The 24,869-nt window shown below is 68.3% G+C and carries 1 protein-coding gene (running past one end of the window); it reads right to left on the reverse strand.

Annotated elements, in window-relative coordinates; all coding sequences use genetic code 11:
- On the reverse strand, positions 1-24,586 hold the 5' portion of the coding sequence (locus ABZX86_RS04145) for a non-ribosomal peptide synthase/polyketide synthase (RefSeq protein ID WP_355119748.1). Its footprint begins 20,027 nt before the window's first position; only the first 24,586 of its 44,613 coding nucleotides appear in the window; its start codon is at positions 24,584-24,586; the stop codon falls past the left edge of the window.
- Between the last annotated feature and the right edge of the window lie 283 nt (positions 24,587-24,869).

A 24,869-nucleotide genomic window follows, 5' to 3' on the forward strand; every position in this document is an offset into this window, starting at 1 on the left:
CGGCCGCGGGGATATTGTCCACAGCCGATTCGGGATCGAACCGGTTGAGGAACCACATGCGCTGCTGTGCCAGCGACAGCGGGAGCCGGTCGGGGCGCTCCTGTGCGGTCAGGGCCTGACGCGCACCCGCACCGGAGTGCGATTCACCGCGCGCCGCCAGTGCGGCGACGCTGGAGGCCTCGAAGATCTCGCGCACACCCAGCTGGGTGTCCAGCGCGACGGACAGGCGTGCCGCCACCTGGGTGGCGATGAGCGAATTGCCGCCGAGGGCGAAGAAGTCATCGTCCAGGCCGACCCGGTCCAGGCCGAGGACCTCGGCGAAGATACCCGCCACGATCTGCTCGATCGGGGTGGTCGGGGCGCGGAACACCGCGGCCTCGAAGACCGGAGCGGGCAGGGCGCGGCGGTCCAGCTTGCCGGAGGCATTGAGCGGGAACTCGTCGAGCACCATGACCACCGACGGGACCATGTACGCGGGCAGCCGCTCGGCGAGCTCGGCCCGCGCGGACTCGATCTCCACGGTGCGACCGGGGGCGGCGACGACATACGCGACGAGCTGATCGCCGGTGTGCTGATCACCGCGCACCACGACCACCGACTGCGCGACCGAACCCAGTGCGGTGAGCTCGGCTTCGATCTCACCGAGCTCGATGCGCAGACCGCGCAGCTTCACCTGGAAGTCGGTGCGGCCGAGGTATTCGATCTCACCGCCGGCATTCCAGACGACGAGGTCGCCGGTGCGGTACATGCGCTCGGACGCGCCGAACGGGTTGGCCACGAAGCGATCCGAGGTCAGATCCACCCGGGACACATAGCCGGTGGCCAGCTGATCGCCCGCGAGGTAGAGCTCACCCGCGACACCCACCGGAACGGGGCGCAGGCGCGAATCCAGCACGTAGACCTGGGTATTGAAGACCGGGCGCCCGATCGGCACCGTATCGACGTCGAGGGCGGTCACATGGTGGTACGTGACGTCGACGGCGGCCTCGGTCGGGCCGTACAGGTTGTGCAGCTCGGCGCCGGTGATCTCGCGCAGGCGATGGGAGGGCTTGGGCGAGAGCGCTTCACCGGAGGCGAAGACCATGCGCAGGCTGGTGCACTGCACGGCCGCGGCCTCGGCGACGAAGACCGCGAGCATGGACGGCACGAAGTGCGTGACCGTCACACCCTCGCGGGCAATGAGTTCCGCCAGGTAGGCCGGATCGCGGTGACCGTCGGGCTTGGCGACGACCAGCTTCGCGCCGATCTGCAAGGGCCAGAAGAACTCCCACACCGACACGTCGAAGGTGGCCGGAGTCTTCTGCAGCACGATGTCTTCGGTGGTCAGCCCGTACTCGGACTGCATCCACACCAGACGATTCACGATCGCCGAATGCGGTACGGCCACACCCTTGGGACGACCGGTCGAACCCGAGGTGAAGATGACGTACGCGGTATTCGATTCCCGCAGCGGCGCAATGCGTTCCGCGTCGGAGATCGGCGCTGCCGAGTAGCTGGACAGCTCCAGCAGATCGATGCGGACCTGCGCGGTGTCCACGGGCAGATCCGCGCCCGAGGTCAGCACGGTCACCGGATCGGCGGTGGCCAGAATGTATTCGGTGCGCTCGGCCGGGTGCTCCGGGTCCAGCGGCACGTACGCGCCACCGGCCGCGGCGACGGCGTACATGCCGACCACCAGATCGATGGAACGCCGCATACCCAGCGCCACAAAGGATTCGGCTCCCACGCCGCGTTCGATGAGCCAGCGCGCCAGCCGGTGCACCCGCTCGGCGAACTCGCCGTAGGTCAGACTCGCCCCCTCGAAACTGAGAGCTGTCGCGTCGGGAGTACGCGCGGCCTGCGCCTCGAACAGCGCGACCAGCGTGGCTGCCGCATCGCCCGAGACGGTCCGCACCACGCTGCGCGGCGCGACGGCGACAGCACCACTCCCCGCGACGACGTCGGCGGTGGCCACCTCGTCATCGATCAGTGTTCCGTCGGTGAGCACGGCAAGCACCGTGTCCACGTCATAGCCGGTGTCGTTCCACTCGGTGACCACGAGCTCGCGCTCGGCGGCTTCGAGCAGTTCGATATCGCCCACTGCCGCAGCGGGTTCGGTGGTGATGGCGGTCAGCACCCGTACCAGGCGGTCCGCGATATGCCGCACCGAATGCTCGTCGAACAGGTCGCGCAGGTAGCCGGCGCGAATGCGCAGGCGGCTGTCGAGTTGGGCGATGAGGGTGAGCGGGTAGTGGGTGGCGTCGGCGGCCTCGAGGTCGGTGACGCCCATGCCGTCGATATCGGCGGCCTGGGCCCGAATGCCGTCGGCGTCGACCGGGTAGGACTCGAACACCACGAGGGTGTCGAAGAGTCCGCCGATGCGCGCCGCCGACTGGATATCCGCGAGCCCGATGTAGTGGTGATCCAGCAGATCCGCCTGCTCGCCCTGGGTGCGGGTGAGCAGCGACTGCGCCGATTCGGCCGGATCGAAGGCGACCCGCACCGGCACGGTGTTGATGAACAGGCCGACCATGGATTCGACGCCGGACAGCTGCGCCGGACGGCCGGAGACCGTCGTGCCGAACAGCACGTCCTCACGACCGGTGAGGCGGCCGAGCAGAATGCCCCACGCCACCTGCAGCACGGTATTGGGCGTGACGCCGAGGTCGGCGGCGACGCGGGTCAGGCGCGCGGTCGCCGCCTCGTCCAGCTCGAAGAAGTACTCGCCGGACAGCGCGGTGATCTCATGGCTCGGATCCGGGCGGGTGAGCAGGGTCGGCTCGGAGACCCCGCGCAGCGAGGTCTTCCAGGCCTCCAGCGATGCCGTACGGTCCTGCTGCGCAACCCATTCCAGGAAGTAACGGTAGGAACGCACCGGCGGCAGCACGCTGGTATCGGAGTGCGTGGCGTACAGCACCAGCAGGTCCTGCATGAGCAGCGGCATGGACCAGCCGTCGAGCAGGATGTGGTGATTGGCCACGGCCAGCTGCCAGCGATCGGCGGCCACCTGCACCAGGGTGTAGCGAATGAGCGGCGGCTCGGTCAGGTCGAACCGCTGGACGCGATCGGCCTCGAGAATATCGCTCGCATCACCCGTCTGCGTGCGGTCGTACTGCGACCAGGCCACGTGGATACCGTCGAGCACCAGCTGTACCGGAACGCCATTGGCGTCGGAAACATATGCGGTGCGCAGGATTTCGTGCCGCTCCAGCAGCGCCTGCGCGGCGGCGCGCAGGCGATCGGCATCCACTCGGCCGGTGAGGGTGAGCACCGCCTGCGCGGTGTACACATCCACCGAGGTGGCAGCCAGTTGCGCGTGGAAGAGCAGACCGGACTGCAGCGCCGAGAGCGGCCACACCTGGTCGACTCCGCCGAAACGCTGTTCCCAGCCGTCGATATCAGCCTGGGTGATATTCACCAGCCCGAAGTCGGATGGGGTGTGCCCGCCCGCCTCGGCCGATTCGGCATGGTGCGCAACGGCTTCCAGCGCAGTGGTCCACAGTGCGCCGAATTCGGCGACCGCCGCGGCGTCGAGCAGCGTGCTCGGGTAACCGATATTGGCGGTCAGCTTGTCGCCGGTCACGATGGCATTGATATCGATCGGCGCCATGGCGGGCATATCGGCGTCGTACGCACCGCCCAGATCGCCCAGCTCCGCCGCGGGAATCCAGCCGAAACCGCGCAGCGCCTCGGGCACATCGCCCTCGTTCACGCGGCCCAGATAGTTGAAGCTGACCTGGCCGGGCTGCTGCTTGGGCAGCTGATCGGCGGTGGCCTGGTTCACATAGCGCAGCAGGCCGTAGCCGAGGCCCTTGTCCGGCACCGCCAGCAACTGCTCCTTGACCGCCTTGATGGCGTGACCCATGGCAGGTCCGCCGGTGAGCGCGGCATTCACATCGAGCTGCGAGAGATCGAAGCGGACCGGGAAGATGGCGGTGAACCAGCCGACGGTGCGCGAGAGATCCGCGCCGGGCACGACCTCTTCCTCACGACCGTGGCCTTCGAGCCGGACCAGGGCGGACTTCTCCCCGGCAATCCCCCGGTCCGAGCGCCACTTCGCGACAGCGAGTGCCAGCGCGGTCAGGAGACCGTCATTGACGCCGCCGTGGAAGAGCGCGGGCACGGTGGTGAGCAGCGATTTGGTGACCTCGGCCGAGACCTCGACCCGGTGCACCTCGATCACGGCGGTGACATCCACCGCCGGGTCCAAGGGCCGCTCGGTGAGCAGCGGATCCGGACCGTCGACGACACCTCGCCAGAAGTCGAGTTCGGCGACCCGCTCCGGGGTTGCCGCCGCACGCTCGAGGGCGTGCGCCCAGGTGCGCATACTGGTCGCGGGGGCGACCAGTTCGGGAGTCTGACCGGCGGAGAGCTGACCCCAGGCGGTGACGAAGTCCGGCACCAGGATTCGCCAGGTGACACCGTCGACCACGAGGTGATGTGCGGCCACGATGAGGCGACCGGCGCGGGATGCGGTGTCCGACGCACGGCTCGCCGCGGCAGGCTCCAGCCAGACGAACCGAATCACCACGCCCGCTATGGGATCGAGCTTGTCGAGCGTGGCATCCAGTGCGGCCGAGGCGATTTCGAGGAATTCCTCGGGACCGACGGCCGGGTCGAACTCGGTGCGGTCGATGAGCGCGTCCACATCGATGGCGCCGGCGGCGGCCGTCTCCACGACCGGATCCGCACCCGGCACCCGCCGCAGGCGCGCCCGCAACATGTCGTGGCGGTCGATGACCGCGCCGACCGTGGCGGCGATACCCGCACGGTCGATGCCGATCGGCAGTTCCAGCGCCATGGTCTGGTTGAAACGCCCGATGCCGCCCGGCCGTTCGACCATGAACCGCACCACGGGGGTGAGCGGCATGACGCCGACTCCCCCGCCGGGCAGTTCGGTCAGCTGCGGCGCCGAATCACCCTGTCCGTCAGCGGTTTGCGCGACGGCGGCGAGTCCGGAGACAGTGCGCTGTTCGAAGACGTCACGCGGGCTGAAGATGATGCCGCGCGCCTTGGCCCGCGATACCAGCTGGATGGAGACGATGGAATCGCCGCCCAGCGCGAAGAACGAATCGTCGATGCCGACCCGCTCCAGGCCGAGCACCTCGGCGAAGACCTCGGCAATGGTGTGCTCCACCGTATTGCGCGCGGCCCGGAACACCACCTCGGTGGCGAAGACCGGTTCGGGCAGCGCCCGGCGATCCAGCTTGCCGACCGGCGTCAGCGGGACGCGGTCGATGATCATGACCGAGGACGGCACCATGTACGCGGGCAGCTGCCGTTCGACGTGCGCGGTGACGGCGGCGATATCCACCGAATGCCCCGGTGTCGCAACCACATACGACACCAGCGAGACCGCGCCGGCGGCATTCTTGTGGCCGACGGTGACGGCGAAGTCGACACTCTCGTGCGAGGCCAGGGCCGCGTCGATCTCACCGAGCTCGATACGGAAACCGCGCACCTTGACCTGGAAGTCGGAGCGGCCCACGTACTCGACCTCCCCGGTACGGGTCCAGCGGACCACATCACCGGTGCGGTACATGCGCTGACCCGCGACATACGGGTTGGCGACAAAGCGGTCCGTGGTCAGACCCGGCCGGGCGTGGTAACCACGGGCCAGCTGGATGCCCGACAGATAGAGCTCACCCGCGACGCCCACCGGAACGGGCCGCAGGCGGTTGTCGAGAATCAGCGACTGCATGCCCCGGATCGGGCCGCCGATGGTGACCAGATCGCCCGCGACCAGCGCATCGCTGATATTGGTCATGATGGTGGTCTCGGTCGGGCCGTAACCATTGTGGAAGGCCCGAATACTGCCGTCCGGCCCTGTCCCCTCTCCAATGGGCATCGCCCACTTGGCGACCAGATCGGCCGGCACCGCCTCACCACCGGCGACCAGGACGCGCAGGGAGTCCAGACCGCTCGGATCGAAGGTGGCCAGGGCGGCCGGGGTGATGAACGCGTGCGTGACGCCCTCGGAGCGGATCAGCTCGGAGAGCTCGTCACCGCCGTAGACACCCGGCGGGACCACCACGAGGGTGCCGCCCGCGCCGATGGCCAGCAGGAATTCCAGGATGGACGCGTCGAAGGACGGCGAGGCGAAATGCAGTGCGCGCGAGAAGGAATCGAGCCGGTAGCGCTCGGCCTGCTCGGCACTGAAGTTGGCCAGACCGGCGTGCGTGACCACGACGCCCTTCGGCACGCCGGTGGAACCGGAGGTGTAGATGACGTACGCCGGATGCTCCGGGCGCAGCGGGCGCACCCGATCCGCATCGGCGATCGCGTTGTCCGCGAACGCATTCAGGTCCAGCTCGTCGAGAACCAGCCACTCCACCGAATCCGGCAGATCGCCGCGCACCGCGGCCACGGTCAGGCCGATCGGCGAACCGGAGTCGGTGACCATGTGGGCAATACGATCGGCCGGGTAGTTCGGATCGACCGGAACGAACGCCGCACCGGTCTTGGAGACGGCCCATTCGGCGAAGTACGAGTCCGCCGAACGCGGTACGGCGATGGCGACCAGATCCTCGGTGCCGAGGCCGCGCTCGATGAGCAGGCGCGCCAGGCGATTCGAGCGCTCGTCGAGGTCGCCGTAGGACAGACCGGTCCCCTGGAAGCGGACGGCTGTGGCCTGCGGATCGCGGGCCACCGCCTCGGCCAGCAGCTCCGGCAGCGTGCGACCCGCAATGGCCGGGGCGCCGAAACGGGCTACCAGATCGGCCCTTTCGGACTGATCGAGAATATCGATGGCACCGACGCGGATCTCCGGATCGGCGGCAATCGCCTCCAGCACCCGCATCCAGCGCTGCGCGAATCCGGCGGCGGTGTCCGCGTCGAAGAGATCCACGGCGTAGGTCAGCGCGAGCGCCATACCCGCGTCGGAACCCGGCCGGGTCTCGCCGGCGTCCGTCCCGGCCTGTTCCGACAGCGTGAACTGCAGGTCGAAGCGGGAGATGTTCTCGTCGAGATCCAGTGCGGCGACGGTCAGGCCGGGCAGTTCGAGGGTGGTGCGATCCAGGTTCTGGAAGGCCAGCATGACCTGGAACAGCGGATTGCGAGCCTGCGAACGCTCCGGTGCGAGCAGTTCCACCAGTCGCTCGAACGGCACATCGGCATTGCCGAACGCGTCCAGATCGGTGTGCCGGGCACGATCGAGCAGATCCGAGAAGGACTCCGCCGGATCGATCCCGGTGCGCAGCACCAGGGTATTGACGAACATGCCGACCAGATCGTCGAGCGCGGCCTCGCCACGACCGGCGACCGGTGTGCCGACGGCGATGTCATCACTGCCGGACAGCCGGGCCAGCAGCACCGCGAGCGCGCTGTGCATGACCATGAACAGCGATGAGCCACGCTGGCGCGCAACATCTTCCAGCGCACCGATGAGTTCGGGACGCAGGGTGCGCTGCAGGGTCGCGCCGCGATGCGAGGCCACGGCCGGGCGCGGGCGATCGGTGGGCAGTGCCAGCTCGTCCGACACACCCTCCAGTGCGCGCTGCCAGTACCCGACCTGACGGGCCATGAGCGAGCCCGAATCCTCCTCGGACCCCAGCACTTCCCGCTGCCAGACGGCGAAGTCCGCGTACTGCACGGCCATCGGCGCCCAGCCCGGCACCGCACCCTGGGTGCGCGCCGAGTAGGCGACCATGACATCCCGGGTCAGCGGCGCCATCGAGAAGCCGTCGCCCGCAATGTGATGCACCACGACGACGAGCACATGCTCGCGGGCGGAGACGGAATCGGAGACATCCGCCGTCGTCTCCGATGCGACCCGGAACAACCGGGCGCGCAGCGGAACCTGGTCCGCCACATTGAATCCCAGCGTGGCGAAGGCGGTGACCGTGCCGGTGAGATCGTCGGCCGCGACCGTGACCGGGCGCAGATCGAGGGCGATCTCCTCGGCGGGCACGACCACCTGCATCGGGGTGCCACCGTGCTCCGGGTAGCGGGTGCGCAGCGACTCGTGCCGGCGCACCACATCGGCGACGGCCAGTTCCAGTGCGGCGGTGTCGAGTTCACCGGTGAGGCGAATCGCCAGCGGCAGGTTGTAGGCCGCCGACGAGGTGTCGTACTGGTTGAGGAACCACATGCGCTGCTGTGCGAAGGACAGCGGCACCAGTTCCCCGGCCGGGCGCGGGCGGGCGACCAGCTTGGCGCGGGACGCGCCGTCGGCATGCGATTCGATACGGGCCGCCAGGGCCTCGACCGTGCTCGCCTCGAAGAGCGTGCGCACCGCGACCGTGGTATCCAGGGCCGCGCCGATGCGCGATACCACCCGGGTCGCGATGAGCGAATTGCCGCCCAGATCGAAGAAGTCGTCGTCGAGTCCGGCCCGCGGCAGGTCCAGGACCTCCGCGAAGACGGCGGCGACGGTCTCCTGGGTGGGCGTCTCCGGCGCGCGGAAGGCGCGCGCCTGCACCGCCGGCGCGGGCAGCGCGCGACGATCCAGTTTGCCGTTGACGGTCAAGGGGATTCGGTCCAGCACGACCATGGCGGCGGGCACCATGTACGACGGCAGGCGCTCGCCCGCACCGTCGCGGATATCCAGCAGCCACGCGTCCGAGCCGGTGGCCGGGCCGGAGGCGTCCACGCTCCCACCGGGAGCGGTGTTGTCCGGCACCACATAGGCGACGATGCGCTGATCACCCGGCAGGTCTTCGCGCACGATGACGGCGGCCTGGGCGACGCCCGGCTGCGCCAGCACGGCGGCCTCGATCTCGCCGAGCTCGATGCGGAAACCACGCACCTTCACCTGATCATCGGCGCGACCCAGGTATTCGAGCTCGCCGAAGCGGTTCCAGCGCGCCACGTCGCCGGAGCGGTACAGGCGACTGCCCTGCGCGCCGAACGGGCTGGCCACGAAACGGGCCGCGGTGAGGTCGGGGCGGCCGAGGTAACCGCGCGCCAATTGCGCACCGGCCACATACATTTCACCCGCGACGCCGACCGGGACCGGGTGCAGGCGCTCATCGAGCACGTACACGCGCAGGCCCGCGATGGCGCGGCCGACCACGCTGCCGGTGGCGGCGGTAATCGTGCCGGCATCGAGCACGCGATGCGAGACGTGCACCGTGGTCTCGGTGATGCCGTACATATTCACCAGGTACGGCGCGGAATCACCGTGCCGGGCAACCCAATCCGACAGGCGGCGCAGCTCGAGCGCCTCACCGCCGAAGATCACGTAGCGCAGCGCCAGCGCCTGCTCATCGGCATCGGCGATACCTGGTTCGCGGCTCGCCGCGGCAATACGCTCGGCCTCGGCCAGCTGGTAGAAGGCCGACGGCGTCTGGTTGAGCACCGTAACCCGTTCGCGGCGCAGCAGTTCCAGGAACTGCTCCGGCGAGCGGGATACGTAGTAGTCGACGACCACCAGGGTGCCGCCGTAGAGCAGCGGTCCCCACAGCTCCCACACCGAGAAGTCGAAGGCGTAGGAGTGGAACAGTGTCCACACATCGTCGGCGCCGAACCCGAACTCACGATCGGTATTCGCCATGAGCCGCACCACATTCCGGTGCGCCACGGCCACGCCCTTGGGGCGGCCGGTGGAACCGGAGGTGTAGATGACGTACGCGACGTGGTCGGGATGCAGCGGCGCGGTGCGGTCGGCGTCGGTGATCGGGGAATCGTCGGCGTCCTCGATATCGCCGGCCTCGACGGTGTAGCCGTCGAGCATGACGGTCGGCAGTCCGGCGGGCAGCTCCACCTGCACGGTCGAATCGATGACCACACTGGTCGGCTGGGCGTCCGCGAGCACGAAGGCAATGCGATCGGCCGGGTAGGTCGGATCCACCGGTACATAGCCCGCACCGGTCTTGATCACCGCGAGCAGGGCGACAACCAGATCCAGCGAACGCGGCAGCAGCACGGCCACCAGTGACTCCGGACCCGCGCCGTCCTCGATCAACCTGCGCGCCACCACATTCGCGCGCCGGTCCAGATCGTTGTAGGTCAGTTCGTCATCGCCGAAGCGGGCCGCGACCCGATTCGGATCGGCGGCGACCACCAGGTCGAACAGCCCCGACAGGGTGGCGTTCGGGTCCACGAACGGGCTCGACAGCGTGGCCACCGGATCGATGAACAGCTCGGCGAGCGCGCCGAGGGCGCCGCCCGGAGACAGCACCTCCGCGATTCCGCCGCCGTTCGCCTGCGCCGCGGTGCGTGCGGACGCCGCGAGCTCGACAATGTCATCGCCCGCGGAAACCCAGCGCTCGGATACCTCGTGCCGCTCGACCCCGCCGAGCAGATCGATATCGCCCAGCAGCACGGCCGGATCCTCGGCGACGGTGCGCAGAATGCGGACCAGGCGCTCGGCGAAGGAGGCGACGGTTTCCGGATCGAACAGATCGGTGGCGTAATTCCAGGACAGGCCCAGCGCACCGTCGGCGCGCTCGCCCACGGTCAGCTGCACATCGAATTTGGCGGTGCCCGCATCGAATTCGACGGCTTCCAGCTCCAGACCGGGCAGCGCGACCGCACCCGCGTCCGCGGCGCCCGCGGCCTCGAAGGTCAGCGCCACCTGGAACAGCGGGTGGTGCGCCTGCGAGCGGACCGGGCTGAGCACGTCGACCAGGCGCTCGAACGGCACCTCGGCGTGTGCGAAGGCGGCCAGATCGGTGCGCCGGACCTGCGAGAGCAGATCGCGGAAGGCGGCATCGGGCAGGACCGCGGTGCGCAGCACCAGGGTATTGACGAACATGCCGACCAGATCGTCGAGCGCGCGGTCACCGCGACCGGCGATCGGCGTGCCGATGGCGATATCGATGGAGCGCGACAGGCGGGCCGACCAGGTGGCCAGCGCGGCGTGCACCACCATGAACAGCGTGACATCGTGCTCACGGGCCAGGGTATTGAGCGCCCGGTGCAGCTCGGCGTCGATCGAGAAGTCGTACGTGCCACCGGCATTGGTGGCGATTTCCGGTCGCGGCCGGTCCGCGGGCAGCTCGATCTGCTCGGGCAGATCGCGCAGCTGCTCGGTCCAGTACGACACCTGCTGTGCGGCAACCGATTCCGGATCGTGTTCCTCGCCCAGCACATCGCGCTGCCACAGCGCGTAGTCGGCGTACTGCACCGGCAGCGGCGTCCAGGCGGGGGCTTCGCCGCCACTGCGGGCCAGGTACGCGCCCACCACATCACGCAGCAGCGGACGCAGCGAGACGCCGTCCGAGCTGATGTGGTGCAGCACCAGCACCAGGACATGCTCGGTGGCGCTCAGGCTCAGCACCGTGGCGCGGAACGGCAGTTCCCGGGTGACGTCGAAGAACACGCTCGCGAGTTGGGTGATGCGCGTGGGCAGTTCGTCGGCGGTCACCGATTCGGCGCGCACCTCGAACTCGATCTCCGCGAGCGACAGCACCCGCTGGAAGCCGTCGCCGGCGATCTCCGGGTAGATGGTCCGCAGCGCTTCGTGCCGCGCCAGCACATCGCCGAGGGCGGCGGCAAAGGCCTCGATATCCACCACACCGGTGAGCTTCAGCGCCACCGGAATGTTGTTGACCGCGGTGCGATTGTCGAAGCGGTTGAGGAACCACATGCGCTGCTGCGCCGGGGACAGCGGCACCAGCTGGGCGGTCTCCCCCGTCGGCAGCGTCACCGGCGCGGGACGCTCCTGCGCCACCAGCGGCGCGCGACCACCGGTGCCGACACGCGATTCCAATTGCGCCGCGAGGGCGGCCACGGTGGTGGCCTCGAAGATCGCGCGCAGCGGGATATCGGCGTCCAGGGCGGCGGACAGGCGCGATACCACCTGGGTGGCGATGAGCGAGTTGCCGCCGAGCTCGAAGAAGTCGTCGTCCAGGCCGATGCCGTCGCCGCCGAGCACATCGGCGAACACGCCGGCGACCGTCTGCTGCACGGGGGTGGCCGGGGCGCGGTACACCTTGGCCGCGAAAGACGGTGCGGGCAGCGCCCGGCGATCCAGCTTGCCGGAGGCATTGAGCGGGAAGGCGTCCAGCACCACGAAGGCGGCCGGGACCATATAGGCCGGAAGCTGCTGCGACAGTGTGGCCTTCACGGCCTCCAGGTCTATCCGGCCGTCGGCGGCGACAACATACGCGACCAGCTGATCACCGGTGCGCTCATCGTGGCGGACCACGACGACGGACTGCGCGACGTCTGTCAGCCCGGTCAGCGCGGCTTCGATCTCGCCGAGCTCGATGCGCAGACCGCGCAGCTTCACCTGGAAGTCGGTGCGGCCCAGGTATTCCAGTTCACCCTGGCCGGTCCAGACCACGAGGTCACCGGTGCGGTACATGCGTGCGCCGGAGCCGAAGGGGTTGGCCACGAAGCGATCCGCGGTCAGATCGGGGCGCGCGACGTAGGCGGTGGCGAGCTGATCGCCCGCGAGATAGAGCTCACCCGCGACACCCACCGGAACGGGGCGGAGCCGCGAATCCAGCACGTACACCTGGGTATTGAAGACCGGGGCGCCGATCGGCACCGAGGTGATGTCCGCGTCGGTGACCTCGTGATAGGTGACGTCGACGGCGGCTTCGGTGGGGCCGTACAGGTTGTGCAGGCGCGCACCGGTCAGCTCGCGCAGCTGCTGCGCGGTCGGGCCGGGCAGGCCCTCACCGGAGGCGAAGACATTGCGCAGACTCGCGGACGACACCGCCGAACCAGCGGGCTCGCTCGCGAGCGCGGCCACGAATACGGCCAGCATGGACGGCACGAAGTGCACCGTGGTGACCTGCTCGGCGGCAATGAGCCGCACCAGGTACGCCGGATCGCGATGGCCGTCCGGCTTGGCGATCACCAGGCGGGCGCCGACCTGCAACGGCCAGAAGAACTCCCACACCGAGACGTCGAAGGTGGCGGGGGTCTTCTGCAGCACCACGTCGTAGGCGGCCAGCCCGTACTGGGCGTGCATCCACACCAGGCGGTTGACAATGGCGGCGTGCGAGACCGCGACACCCTTGGGGCGACCGGTGGAGCCGGACGTGAAGATCACGTACGCGGTGTTCTCCGGAAGCAGCGGGCTGCGGCGATCGGCATCGGTGAGCGGGGTATCGGCGAAGGCCGACAGGTCCAGCTCATCGATCCGAACCTGGCGAGCAGTAATGCCTTCCAGATCCGCGACGCCGTCCAGATCGTCACCGGAGGTCAGCACGCAGACCGGTTGCGCCGTCTCCAGGATGTACCGGGTGCGCTCGGCCGGATGATCGGGGTCCAGCGGCACATACGCGCCACCGGCGACGGTGACGGCGTACATGCCCGCCACCAGATCTATGGAGCGGCGCATACCCAGCGCCACAAACGATTCCGGTCCGACGCCCTCGGCGATGAGCCAGCGGGCGAGTTTGCGCACCCGAGCGGCGAACTCGGAATAGGAGAGACCTGTCCCCTCGAACGTGACAGCGGTGGCGTCGGGAGTCAGGGCGACCTGCGCCTCGAACAGCGAAACCAGCGTTGCCGCAGCGCCTTCCGAGACCTCCGGCAGTGCCGCGTCCAGCTCGAAGGCGGTGTCGTTCCAGCCGGTCAGCACGCGCCAGCGCTCGCTGTCGCCGAGCAGTTCGATATCACCGACACGCACCGACGGATCGGTGACCACAGCGGTGAGCACGCGAACGAACCGGCGCGCGAAGAGCTCCGCGAAGCGACCGTCGAAAAGGTCGGTGGCGAAGACGAGTTCGGCATCCATGGCCGCGGCCTCGGCGCCGGGGCCCGCCACCGCGGCGGCGCCGCCGGCGACCTCACTCAGCGTCAGTTGCAGATCGAACTTCGCCGACTGCTGATCGATGCCCAGCTCGGATACGCGCAGCCCCGGCAGCTCCAGCGCGGTGCGGCCCAGATTCTGGAACGACAGCATGACCTGGAACAGCGGATGGCGCGCCTGCGAACGGGCCGGATTCAGCACGTCGACAAGGCGTTCGAAGGGCACATCGGCGTGCGCGAAGGCCTGCAGATCGCGTTCGCGCACCTTCTTCAGGAGCTCGGCGAACGTCTCGCCGGTATCGACCGGTGAACGCAGCACCAGGGTATTGACGAACATGCCGACCAGATCGTCGAGCGCCTGCTCGCCACGACCGGCCACCGGAATACCGACGGCAATGTCATCGGTACCGCTCAGGCGCGCCAGCAGCGCGGCAAAAGCGCTGTGCACCACCATGAACAGCGTGGTGCCCTGCTGCTTCGCGACCCGCTGCAGGCCGGTGATGAGCTCACCCGGCACCTCGAAGCGGTGTGTGCCCGCCTCGTAGGAGGCGACGGCGGGACGCGGCCTGGTGGACAGGCGCAGCTCGTCCGGCAGACCGCCGAGCGTCCGGCGCCAGTAGTCCAGCTGCTCGGTGATGAGCGAGCGCGGATCTTCCTCGGCGCCGAGGGTCTCGCGCTGCCACAGCGCGTAGTCCGCGTACTGCACCGGCAGTTCCGGCCAGCCCGGGGCCTCGCCACTACTGCGCGCCACGTACCCGGTCATCAGGTCGCGCACGAGCGGGTTCATCGAGAAGCCGTCGGCGGCAATGTGATGCGCCACCAGCACCAGCACGTGGTCGTCGTCCGCGAGCCGGAAGGCGCGCAGGCGCACCGGCGGCTCCGCGGTGACATCGAAACCGCGCCCGGCGAAGTCGTAGACCGCGGCGAAGAGTTCGCCCTCGGCCACATCCCGCACCTCGAGCTGCGGAATGGCGCGCGCCGTCGGCAGCACCTTCTGGTACGCGACGCCCTCGTAGGACGGGTAGATGGTGCGCAGCGGTTCGTGCCGCGCCATCACATCGGCGACCGCACCGCGCAGGGCGTCGAGATCCAGTGCGCCGGTGAGCCTTACGGCAGCCGGGATATTGTTCGCGGCCGAATCGGTGTCGAAGCGGTTGAGGAACCACATGCGCTGCTGCGCGAGCGACAGCGGCGGATACTCCGGCCGGGTGCGCACCGTAAGCGCCTGGCGCACACCGGTTCCGGCATGCGATTCGACTCGCGCGGCCAGGGCCGCCACGGTCGGCGCCTCGAAGAGGGCGCGCACGCCGATCTCGGCGCTGAGCGCGGCGGACAGTCGTGCGACCACCTGGGTGGCCACCAGCGAGTTGCCGCCGAGCTCGAAGAAGTCGTCGTCCACACCGACGCGCTCGGCGCCGAGCAGTTCGCCGAAGATCGCGGCGATGATCTCTTCGATCGGGGTGGCGGGCGCCCGGAAGCGCTTGGTCTCGAAAACCGGTGCGGGCAGCGCCTTCCGGTCCAGCTTGCCGGAGGCGTTGACCGGGAAGGAGTCCAGCACCACGATCGCGGACGGGACCATATAGGCGGGCAGCGAGCGACCCAGCGCGGCCTTGACCGCGTCGACATCGACACCGGCAGCACCTGATTCGCGGCCCGCCGCGGCCGGCTCACGAACCACATAGCCGACCAGCTGATCGCCCGCGTGGGCATCGGCCCGCACGACAACGACCGATTGACCGATACCCTGCTGCGCCAGCAGTGCGGCCTCGATCTCGCCGAGTTCGATACGCAGACCGCGCAGCTTCACCTGGAAGTCGGTGCGGCCCAGGTATTCCAGCTCGCCCGCGGTGGTCCACTTCACCAGGTCGCCGGTGCGGTACATACGCGCACCGGAGGCATCGAACGGGTTGGCCACGAAGCGATCCGCGGACAGGTCGGGGCGGCTGAGGTAGCCGCGAGCCAGCTGATCGCCCGCGAGATAGAGCTCACCCGCGACACCCGGCGCGACCGGGTGCAGGCGGGCATCCAGCACGTAGGTCTGGGTGTTCCACACGGGGCGGCCGATGGGCACGAAGGCGGTATCGGCGTCGACCACCTCGTGATAGGTGACATCGACCGCGGCTTCGGTGGGGCCGTACAGATTGTGCAGACGGGCGCCGGTCAGCTCGCGCAGCTTCTGCGCGGTCGGGGCGGGCAGCGCCTCACCGGAGGCGAACACCTGGCGCAGCCGCGGTGCGGCGACGGCGGAGTCGGCGCCCTCATTGCCGAGCGTGGCGACGAAGACCGAGAGCATGGACGGCACGAAGTGCGCGGTGGTGATGCCCTCCTCGGCGATGATCTGCGCGAGGTACACCGGGTCACGGTGGCCGTCATGCTTGGCGACCACCAGACGCGCACCGGTCTGCAAGGGCCAGAAGAACTCCCAGACCGAGACGTCGAACGTGGCCGGAGTCTTCTGCAGCACAGCGTCATCCGGGCCGATCGGATACTCGTGCTGCATCCACAGCAGCCGGTTCACGATCGCACCGTGCTCGACCGCGACGCCCTTGGGGCGACCCGTCGAACCGGAGGTGAAGATCACGTAGGCCGCGTGTTCGGGCCGAATGGCCTGTCCGCGTTCGGCATCGGTGATCGGTGCGGCCGAATAGGCCTCGAGGTTGAGCGTCTCGACCTCGAGCACCGGCACATTCCGGCCGGTCACGAAGTCGTCGCGACCGGTGGTCAGAATGGCGACCGGGCGGGCGGTATCGAGCACGTAGTCGATGCGCTCACCCGGCTGATCCGGATCCAGCGGCACGTACGCGCCACCGGCCTCCAGTACCGCGTACATGGCGACCACGAGGTCGATCGAGCGGCGGATGGCCAGCGCGACCAGCGATTCCGCGCCGACGCCCTGCGCCATGAGCTTGCGGGCCAGGCGATTGACGCGGCCGGAGAGGCCCGCGTAGGTCAGACTTGTCCCCTCGAAAACAACGGCGGTCGCATCGGGGCTGATCAGAGCCTGTGCCTCGAACAGCGAAACCAGAGTTGCCGACGCGGCGTGCCGCGCATCGGACACAGCGCCTTCCCGCAGTGCGGGGAGGACCCGGGCGAGTTCGAACCCGGTGTTGTTCCAACCGGTGAGCACCTTGTCGCGCTCACCCTCGACCAGCAGATCGATATCGCCGATCGGCTGCTCCGGGTCGGCCACAACGGCATCCAGGATCAGATCCAGGCGGTGCGCGAATGCCGCGACCGTCGACTCGTCGAAAAGGTCACGCGCATAGGAGAACTCGGCGGACATGCCCGCGTTCTCACCATTCGCGTCCTGTGCCTCCTGCAGCGTCAGCTGCAGATCGAACTTGGCCAGCTGGGCATCGTAGTCGATGCCGTTGACCGAGAGTCCGGGCAGTTCCAGGCTGGCCTGCCGGGTGTTCTGGAAGGTCAGCATGACCTGGAACAGCGGATGGCGGGCCTGCGAACGCGCCGGATTGAGCACCTCGACGAGCCGCTCGAACGGCACATCGGCATGCGCGAAGGCCTGCAGATCGCTTTCCCGGGCCTGCGCCAGCAGATCCGCGAAGGTCTTCTCGCCGTCCACCTCGCTGCGCAGCACCAGCGTATTGACGAACATGCCGATCAGGTCGTCGAGCGCCTGCTCGCCACGACCGTGCACCGGGGTGCCGATGGCGATATCGCTGGTACCCGAGAGCCGTGCGAGCAGCACCGCGAGAGCACTGTGCAGCACCATGAACAGCGAGGCATTGTGCCTGCGGCCCAGATCCACCAGACGCTGCTGCGTCTCGGCGGAAATGGCGAACGGGTAGGTGCCGCCCTTGTAGGAGGCGGCGGGCGGGCGCGGGCGGTCCGAGGGCAGCACCAGCTCGTCCGGCAGATCGGCCAGGGTCTGGGCCCAGTAGCTGATCTGCTTGGAGATGAGCGAGCTCGGATCGTCCTCCGCACCCAGCACCTCGCGCTGCCAGAGCGCGTAATCGGCGTACTGCACGGGCAATTCGGCCCAGGTGGGCGCCTCCCACGAGGTGCGGGCGGCATACGCGACCATGACATCGCGGGCCAGCGGGCCCATGGACCAGCCGTCCGCGGAGATGTGGTGCACCACCATGCCGAGCACGTACTCGGACTCGCTGAGTTCGAACAGCGCCGCGTGCATCGGCACCTCATCGGTGACGTCGAAGGCCATCGACGCCAGCTCGACCAGGTGGTCGATGAGGTTGGCCTGGGTGACCGGCACCGGGGTCAGGTCGGGCACGATCTGCGCGGCGTCCAGCACCAGCTGCATGGGGCCGTGCGCGGTCTCCGGGAAGACGGTGCGCAGCGACTCGTGCCGGTCGATGACGTCGATGACCGCGACCTGCAGCGCCGCCACATCCAGTTCACCGGACAGCCGGATGGCGACCGGGATGTTATTGACCGCCGAGGCGGTGTCGAAGCGATTCAGGAACCACATGCGCTGCTGCGCAAGGGAAAGCGGAATCTCCGCCGGGCGCTCGCGAGCCACCAGCGCCTTGCGCGCACCGTCACCGGCATGCGATTCCACGCGGGCGGCCAGCGCGGCCACCGTGGCGGCCTCGAACAGCATGCGCACGGGGACGCGGGTGTCCAGCGCGGTGCCCAGGCGGGTCGCCACCTGGGTGGCGATGAGCGAGTTGCCACCGAGTTCGAAGAAGTCGTCGTCGACGCCGACGCGGGCGATGCCGAGGACCTCGCCGAAGATCTGGGCGACGATCTCTTCGATAGGTGTTGTGGGGGCGCGGAATTCGCGGACCTCGAACACCGGGCTGGGCAGTGCCCGCCGGTCGAGCTTGCCGGAGGCGTTGAGCGGGAAGGCTTCCAGCACCATGAACGCGCCGGGGACCATGTAGGCGGGCAGGGTGCGGTGCAGCAGTGTTTTGACGCTGTCGAGATCGACCGGGCCGCGGGTGACGACGTAGGCGACGAGCTGGTCGCCGGCGACGGTGTCGATGACCAGGACCACGGCCTGGTTGACCGACGGGTGGGTCAGCAGGGCGGTTTCGATCTCGCCGAGCTCGATGCGCTGGCCACGGAACTTGACCTGGAAGTCGGTGCGGCCGATGTATTCCAGGGCGCCGGAGCTGTTCCAGCGCACCAGGTCACCGGTGCGGTAGAGGCGGTCTCCGGGTGCGCCGAAGGGGTCGGCGACAAATCGTTCGGCGCTCAGGTCGGGGCGGCCGTAGTAGCCGCGGGCGACCTGCGCACCGCCGAGGTAGAGCTCGCCGGGGACGCCGCCCGGGACCGGGCGCAGGCCCTCGTCCAGGACGTAGGTGCGGGCGTTCCACACCGGACGGCCGATCGGCACGGCGGCCGGTGTCGGGGTCGCGATGGCCGCGGCGGTGGCGTGGACGGTGAACTCGGTCGGGCCGTAGAGGTTGTGCACGGCGGCGGTGGAGAAGCGCCGGAACGCGGTCACGGTCGCGGGCGGCAGGGCTTCACCGGCGACGAGAACCGCACGCAGGGAAAGGCATTCGGCGGCCGAGGCGCTACTGGCGAACACGCTGAGCATGGACGGGACGAACGAGGTCAGGGTGACGCGGTGGTTGCCGATGACCTCGGACAGGTACATGGGGTCACGGTGCCCGTCGGGGGCGGCGATGACCTGCTGTGCGCCGACGGCGAGGGAGCCGAACAGTTCCCACACCGAGACGTCGAAGGTGACGGGGGTCTTCTGCAGGATCACATCGGTGTCGTCGATGCCGTATTCGGCGGTGATCCAGGCGATCTGGTTCAGGACCGCGCTGTGCGGGACCGCGACGCCCTTGGGGCGGCCGGTGGAGCCGGAGGTGTAGAGCACGTACGCGGTATTCGACGGACGCAGGGGCGCCAGCCGATCGGCGGAGGTGACCGGGGCATCGTCGAATCCGCTCAGATCCAGCGAATCCACGTGCAGGACCTGGCAATCGGCGCTCTCCACCGCATCATCGGTGGTGGTGAGCAGGACGACCGGCTGCGAACTGGCCAGCACGTAGTCGGTGCGCTCGGCCGGATGATCGGGATCGACCGGCACATAGCCACCACCCGCGGTGAGGGTGGCGTAGATGGCGACGAGCATATCGATCGAGCGGCGAATGCCGACCGCGACCAGGGTCTCCGGGCCGACGCCCTCGGTGATGAGCTTGCGCGCCAGGCGATTGACCCGGCTGGAGAACTCCGCATAGCTGAGATCGGCAGGGGTGCCGAACATTCCGCTGCTGCGCTCGCCCGGATCGAAGATCAGAGCGGTGCCGTGCGGACGCAGGCGGACCTGTTCCTCGAACAGGTCCAGCACGGTCTGCGCGGACGGCAGCGAGTGCTCGTTGCGGCTCCAGTCGCCCAGGACCAGGGCGCGTTCGTCCTCGTTGAGGATGTCGATATCGCGCACCACGGTATCGGGTGCGGTGACGGCGGTTTCCAGGATGCGCAGGTAGCGGTGGCCGAATTCGGCGACGGTGCGCTCGTCGAACAGATCGGTGGCGTAGGACAGCACCACCGACAGCCCGGCCGGCTCACCGGCCATGCCGCGCTGTTCGGTCAGCGTCCACTGCAGATCGAACTTGGCGATATCGACTTCGAGCTCATCGGCGGAGACGGTCAGGCCCGGCAGCTCCATGGAGCCGTGCGACATCTCCTGGAACGACAGCATCACCTGGAACAGCGGGTGCCGTGCCTGGGAGCGGGTCGGGTTGATGACCTCGACGAGTCGCTCGAACGGCACATCGGTGCTGGCGAAGGCCGCCAGATCGGTTTCCCTTGTGCGCGAGAGGAAGTCGGTGAACGCCTCGGACCCGTCGACCTCGGAGCGCAGCACCAGGGTGTTGACGAACATGCCGATCAGATCGTCCAGGGCCTGCTCACCACGACCAGCGACCGGGGTGCCGATGGAGATATCGCTGGTACCGGACAGGCGGGCCAGCAGCACCGCCAGCGCCGAATGCATCACCATGAATAGCGAAACGCCCTGCGCGCGAGCCAATCCCGAAAGCCGGGTGTGCAGCTGCACCGGAATGTCGAACGTGACCCGGTTACCGCGGAAACTCTGCACCGGCGGGCGCGGGCGATCGGCGGGCAGGTCGAGCTGATCGGGTAGTCCGGCCAAAGCGCCACGCCAGTAGGCGATCTGGCGTGCGGCCATGGAATCGGGATCGGCTTCCGAGCCCAGCACCTCACGCTGCCAGATGCTGAAGTCCTGGTACTGCACCGGCAGCGGCGCCCAGGCGGGCTCCTGGCCGGAGACCCGCGCCAGGTAGGCGGCGGTCATATCACGCGAGAGCGGGCCGAACGAGAAACCGTCCGCCGCAATGTGATGCACGACAAAAGCCACGGCGTAGTCATTGAGCTCGACGCCGTCGGTCTCGTCCTCGACGGTCTCGCCGACCCGGAACACCCGAACGCGAATGGGCAGCTCGCGCGAGACGTCGAAACCACGTGAGGCGAATTCGGCCAGGGCCGGGAACAATTCGGCCTCGTCGATGCCGACGACCTCGATGCCGAGATCGACCTGGTCCATGGGCAGCACCTGCTGCAGGCCGCCGTCCCCGGATTCGGGGAAGATGGTGCGCAGCGATTCCTGCCGCGCCACCACATCGGTCAGCGCCAGCTGCAGCGCCTCGATATCGACCCGGCCGCGCAACCGCACCACAAACGGCAGGTTGTAGGTCGGCACATCGGGATCGAACTGATTGAGGAACCACATGCGCTGCTGTGCCAGCGACAGCGGCACCCGCTCCGGGCGCTGCTGTGCGACCAGCGGCGGACGCGAAATATCCGACGGCGCAATGGTTTCCATGCGCGCGGCAATGCCCGCGACGGTGGGGGTTTCGAACAGTGCGCGCACACCCAGGCGGGTGCTGAACGCGGCGGAGATGCGGGCGACCACCTGGGTGGCGACCAGCGAGTTACCACCGAGATCGAAGAAGTTGTCGTCTATGCCGACACGCTCGTGGCCCAGGACATCGGCGAAGATGCCCGCCACGATCTCCTCGGCGGCGGTGCGCGGGGCCCGGTAGCCGGCGGCGTCCACACTGAACACCGGATCGGGCAGGGCCTTGCGGTCCAGCTTGCCGGAAGTGTTGAGCGGGAAGGCGTCCAGCACCATGATCGAGGCCGGGACCATGTAGGTCGGCAGCTTCTCGGCGGCGAAACGGGTCAGCTCGACCGGATCGATACTCAGGCCCGGCATGGGTACCACGTAGGCGACCAGCTGCTGGCCGGTCGCGGTGTCCATGACCAACACGGCGGCCTGGCTCACAGCCGGGTGGGCGAGCAGGTCGGTTTCGATCTCGCCGAGTTCGATGCGCTGGCCGCGGAACTTGACCTGGAAGTCGGTGCGGCCGATGTACTCGATAGCGCCGGCCGCCGCGTGCGGCGAATCGGATACCGTGTTCCAGCGCACCAGGTCACCGGTGCGGTACATGCGCTCACCGGTGGCCGAGAACGGGTTCGCGACGAAGCGATCCGAGGTCAGGTCCGGGCGGCCCTTGTACCCGCGGGCGAGCTGACGCCCACCGAGGTAGAGCTCACCTGCGGCACCGATGGCGGCCGGTCGCAACCGCGAATCGAGCACGTAGACATCGACATTCCACTCGGGCACACCGATCGGCACCGTGACGGTGTCGGCATCGGTGTTCTCCCAGTAGGTCACCGAGACCGCGGCCTCGGTGGGGCCGTAGAGGTTGTGCAGGCCCGCCGAGCTCAGTGCGCGGAAGCTCGCACCGGTTTCCGGTGGCAGTGCCTCGCCGATGACGAACACCGCGCGCAGTGAAACGCATTGCGCGGCACTGGCATGGGAGACGAAGACCGTGAGCATGGACGGTACGAAGTCGGTGACGGTGACGCCGTGGCGCTGGATGGTTTCCGCGACGTAGATCGGGTCGCGGTGCCCGTCGGGGGTCGCGATGATCATCTTCGCGCCGACCATCAGCGGCAGGAAGTAACCCCACAGCGAGACGTCGAAGGTGGTCGCGGTCTTCTGCAGGTACACATCAGCGGCGGTGAGCTGGTACTCGTCCAGCATCCACAGTTGCTGGTTGACGATGGCGTGGTGGGTGACCGCGACACCCTTGGGGCGGCCGGTCGAGCCCGAGGTGTAGATGACGTAGGCGGTATTGAACGGGCGCAGTGGCGCGATCCGGTCGGCATCGGTCACCGGATCGGTGGAGTGACCCGACACGTCCAGGGTGTCGATCTCCAAGCGGCGCACCGACTCCGGCAGCTCCAGCCCGTCACGGGTGGTGGTCAATACACAGACCGGTGCCGCGGACTCGAGGATGTAGGCCGTGCGATCGGCCGGATGATCCGGATCGATCGGCACATACGCGCCACCGGCGCGCAGCACCGCGTGCATACCCACAACCAGATCCAGCGAACGCCGCATACCCAGGGCGACAAGCGATTCCGGGCCGACACCGTCAGCGATGAGGAACCGTGCGAGCCGGTTGACCCGCTCACCGAACTCGGCGTAGGTGAGGGTCGCGCCCTCGAACTCGAGAGCGATATTGCCTGGCGTCAGCGGGATCTGAGCATCCAGCAGCGCGGGCAATGTGGTGGTGGGGACCTCATGGGAGGCCGAGTTCCACTCCACCAGCGTGCGGGTGCGCTCGGTCGCGGTCACGATCGGCAGGCCCCACACCCACTGCTCGGCCGACGCGGACAGGAAGTTGTCGAAGAACTCCAGGAACCGCGAATGATGGCGCTGCGTCTCGGTTTCCGAGTACAGGTTGGGGTTGGTCTCGAAGTCGATGTGGTTCCGGGTACCGGCCACCGACTGATAGAAATTGATGCCCAGGTCCTCGATGGAACCGGTGGACAGCACGCTGAACTCACCCGTCACCGGGCCGAGGGTGACCTCATTGTGGAACAGCATGATATTGACCCAGGGCCCGAAGAACTCCCGGGTCACCACACCGTCGCCCGCACTGTCACGGCGAATGTCCTCGTGCCGGTAGCGCTGATGGCGCAAGGCCCCGGACACCGCGACCGTCACCTGCTTGAGCAGTTCGGCAATGCTGGTGTCGTGCCCGACATGCAGGCGCAGCGGCACGATATTCGATACCGCGCCACCGGAACGGCGCATGACGGCGGTGGTGCGCGCGGTCACCGGCAGCGAGAGGATGACGTCCTCGGTACCGGTCCACTGCGCCAGATAACCGGCGAAACCGGCGATCAGCAAAGCGGCAGGGGAAGATTCGTGCACCGCCACCGCGGTCTCGAGCAGCGAATTCTGATCGCTGGTGAGCGACGCGCTGGCAATGCCGTTGATCGCGGCCGGCGGGGCACTGCGACCGGACAGACTTGTCCCCTCTTCCAGACCCGCGACTCTCTCGCTCCAGTACGCCTTATCGGACTGGAAGCGGGTGCTGTCGCGGTAAGCGAACTCCTGCTCCACCAGCGTGCGCAGATCAGTGACCTTCGACGTCGGAGGCTCTTCGCCACGGAACCGCGCGGTGTAGATCTCCGCGACGCGGGTCATGTAGGTCATGGCGCCGAGGCCGTCGAGCACGATGTGGTGGACGCGGGCGTACCAGTAGTAGTGGTCCTCGCCCACCCGCAGCATGGCGGAGCGGATCAGACGATCGGCGAGCAGATCCAGCGGACGGCTGTAGTCATCGCGCATCCACTGCATCGCGGCAGCGAGCGGATCCGCGGCAGCGCGCAGATCGACCTGGTAGATGGTGCGATCCAGGTCCAGATCGACGATCTGCAGCGGTTCGCCGTTGCGCTCGACAATCCGCAGGAAGCCGGAACCGACCTCGAGGGAACCGTCGACCATGGCCTGTTCGAGCAGCGGCACGTCGATCTCGCCGCGCAGTTCGACGTACTGCGCGATATTGATCGGCACTTGCGGATCCAGGTGCTGGGCGTACCAAATGCCCAGCTGAGCGGGCGACAGCGGAAACGCCTCGCCCGATCCCGGCGCGATTTCGCTGCCAGCTTCGCCGTTGCCGCCGAAATCTAGCCGGTCCAACCCAAACCTCGCTTCCGGAACACCACGCAGCGCTCCCCACCGAAAACCCCAACAGGACGCCACACCGACCAGCGTGGCGTCCGATGCTCGGGGCTCACTTCACGTAACAATCAGACAAAGATGTTCTCTGGGCTATCCGTCCAGGCGGCCGATCTTGTTACAAGGGCGCGTCCGCACCCGCTGGCCACCGCCTGGCCGATTTGGCGATTCTGCTGCTGAACACCCGAACCAATCTACCGGCAGCCGAGCCTCCACAACCACGAAGGGTCATAGCCTTTAGGCA

Source organism: Nocardia sp. NPDC006630, assembly GCF_040611495.1.
Taxonomy (GTDB): domain Bacteria; phylum Actinomycetota; class Actinomycetes; order Mycobacteriales; family Mycobacteriaceae; genus Nocardia.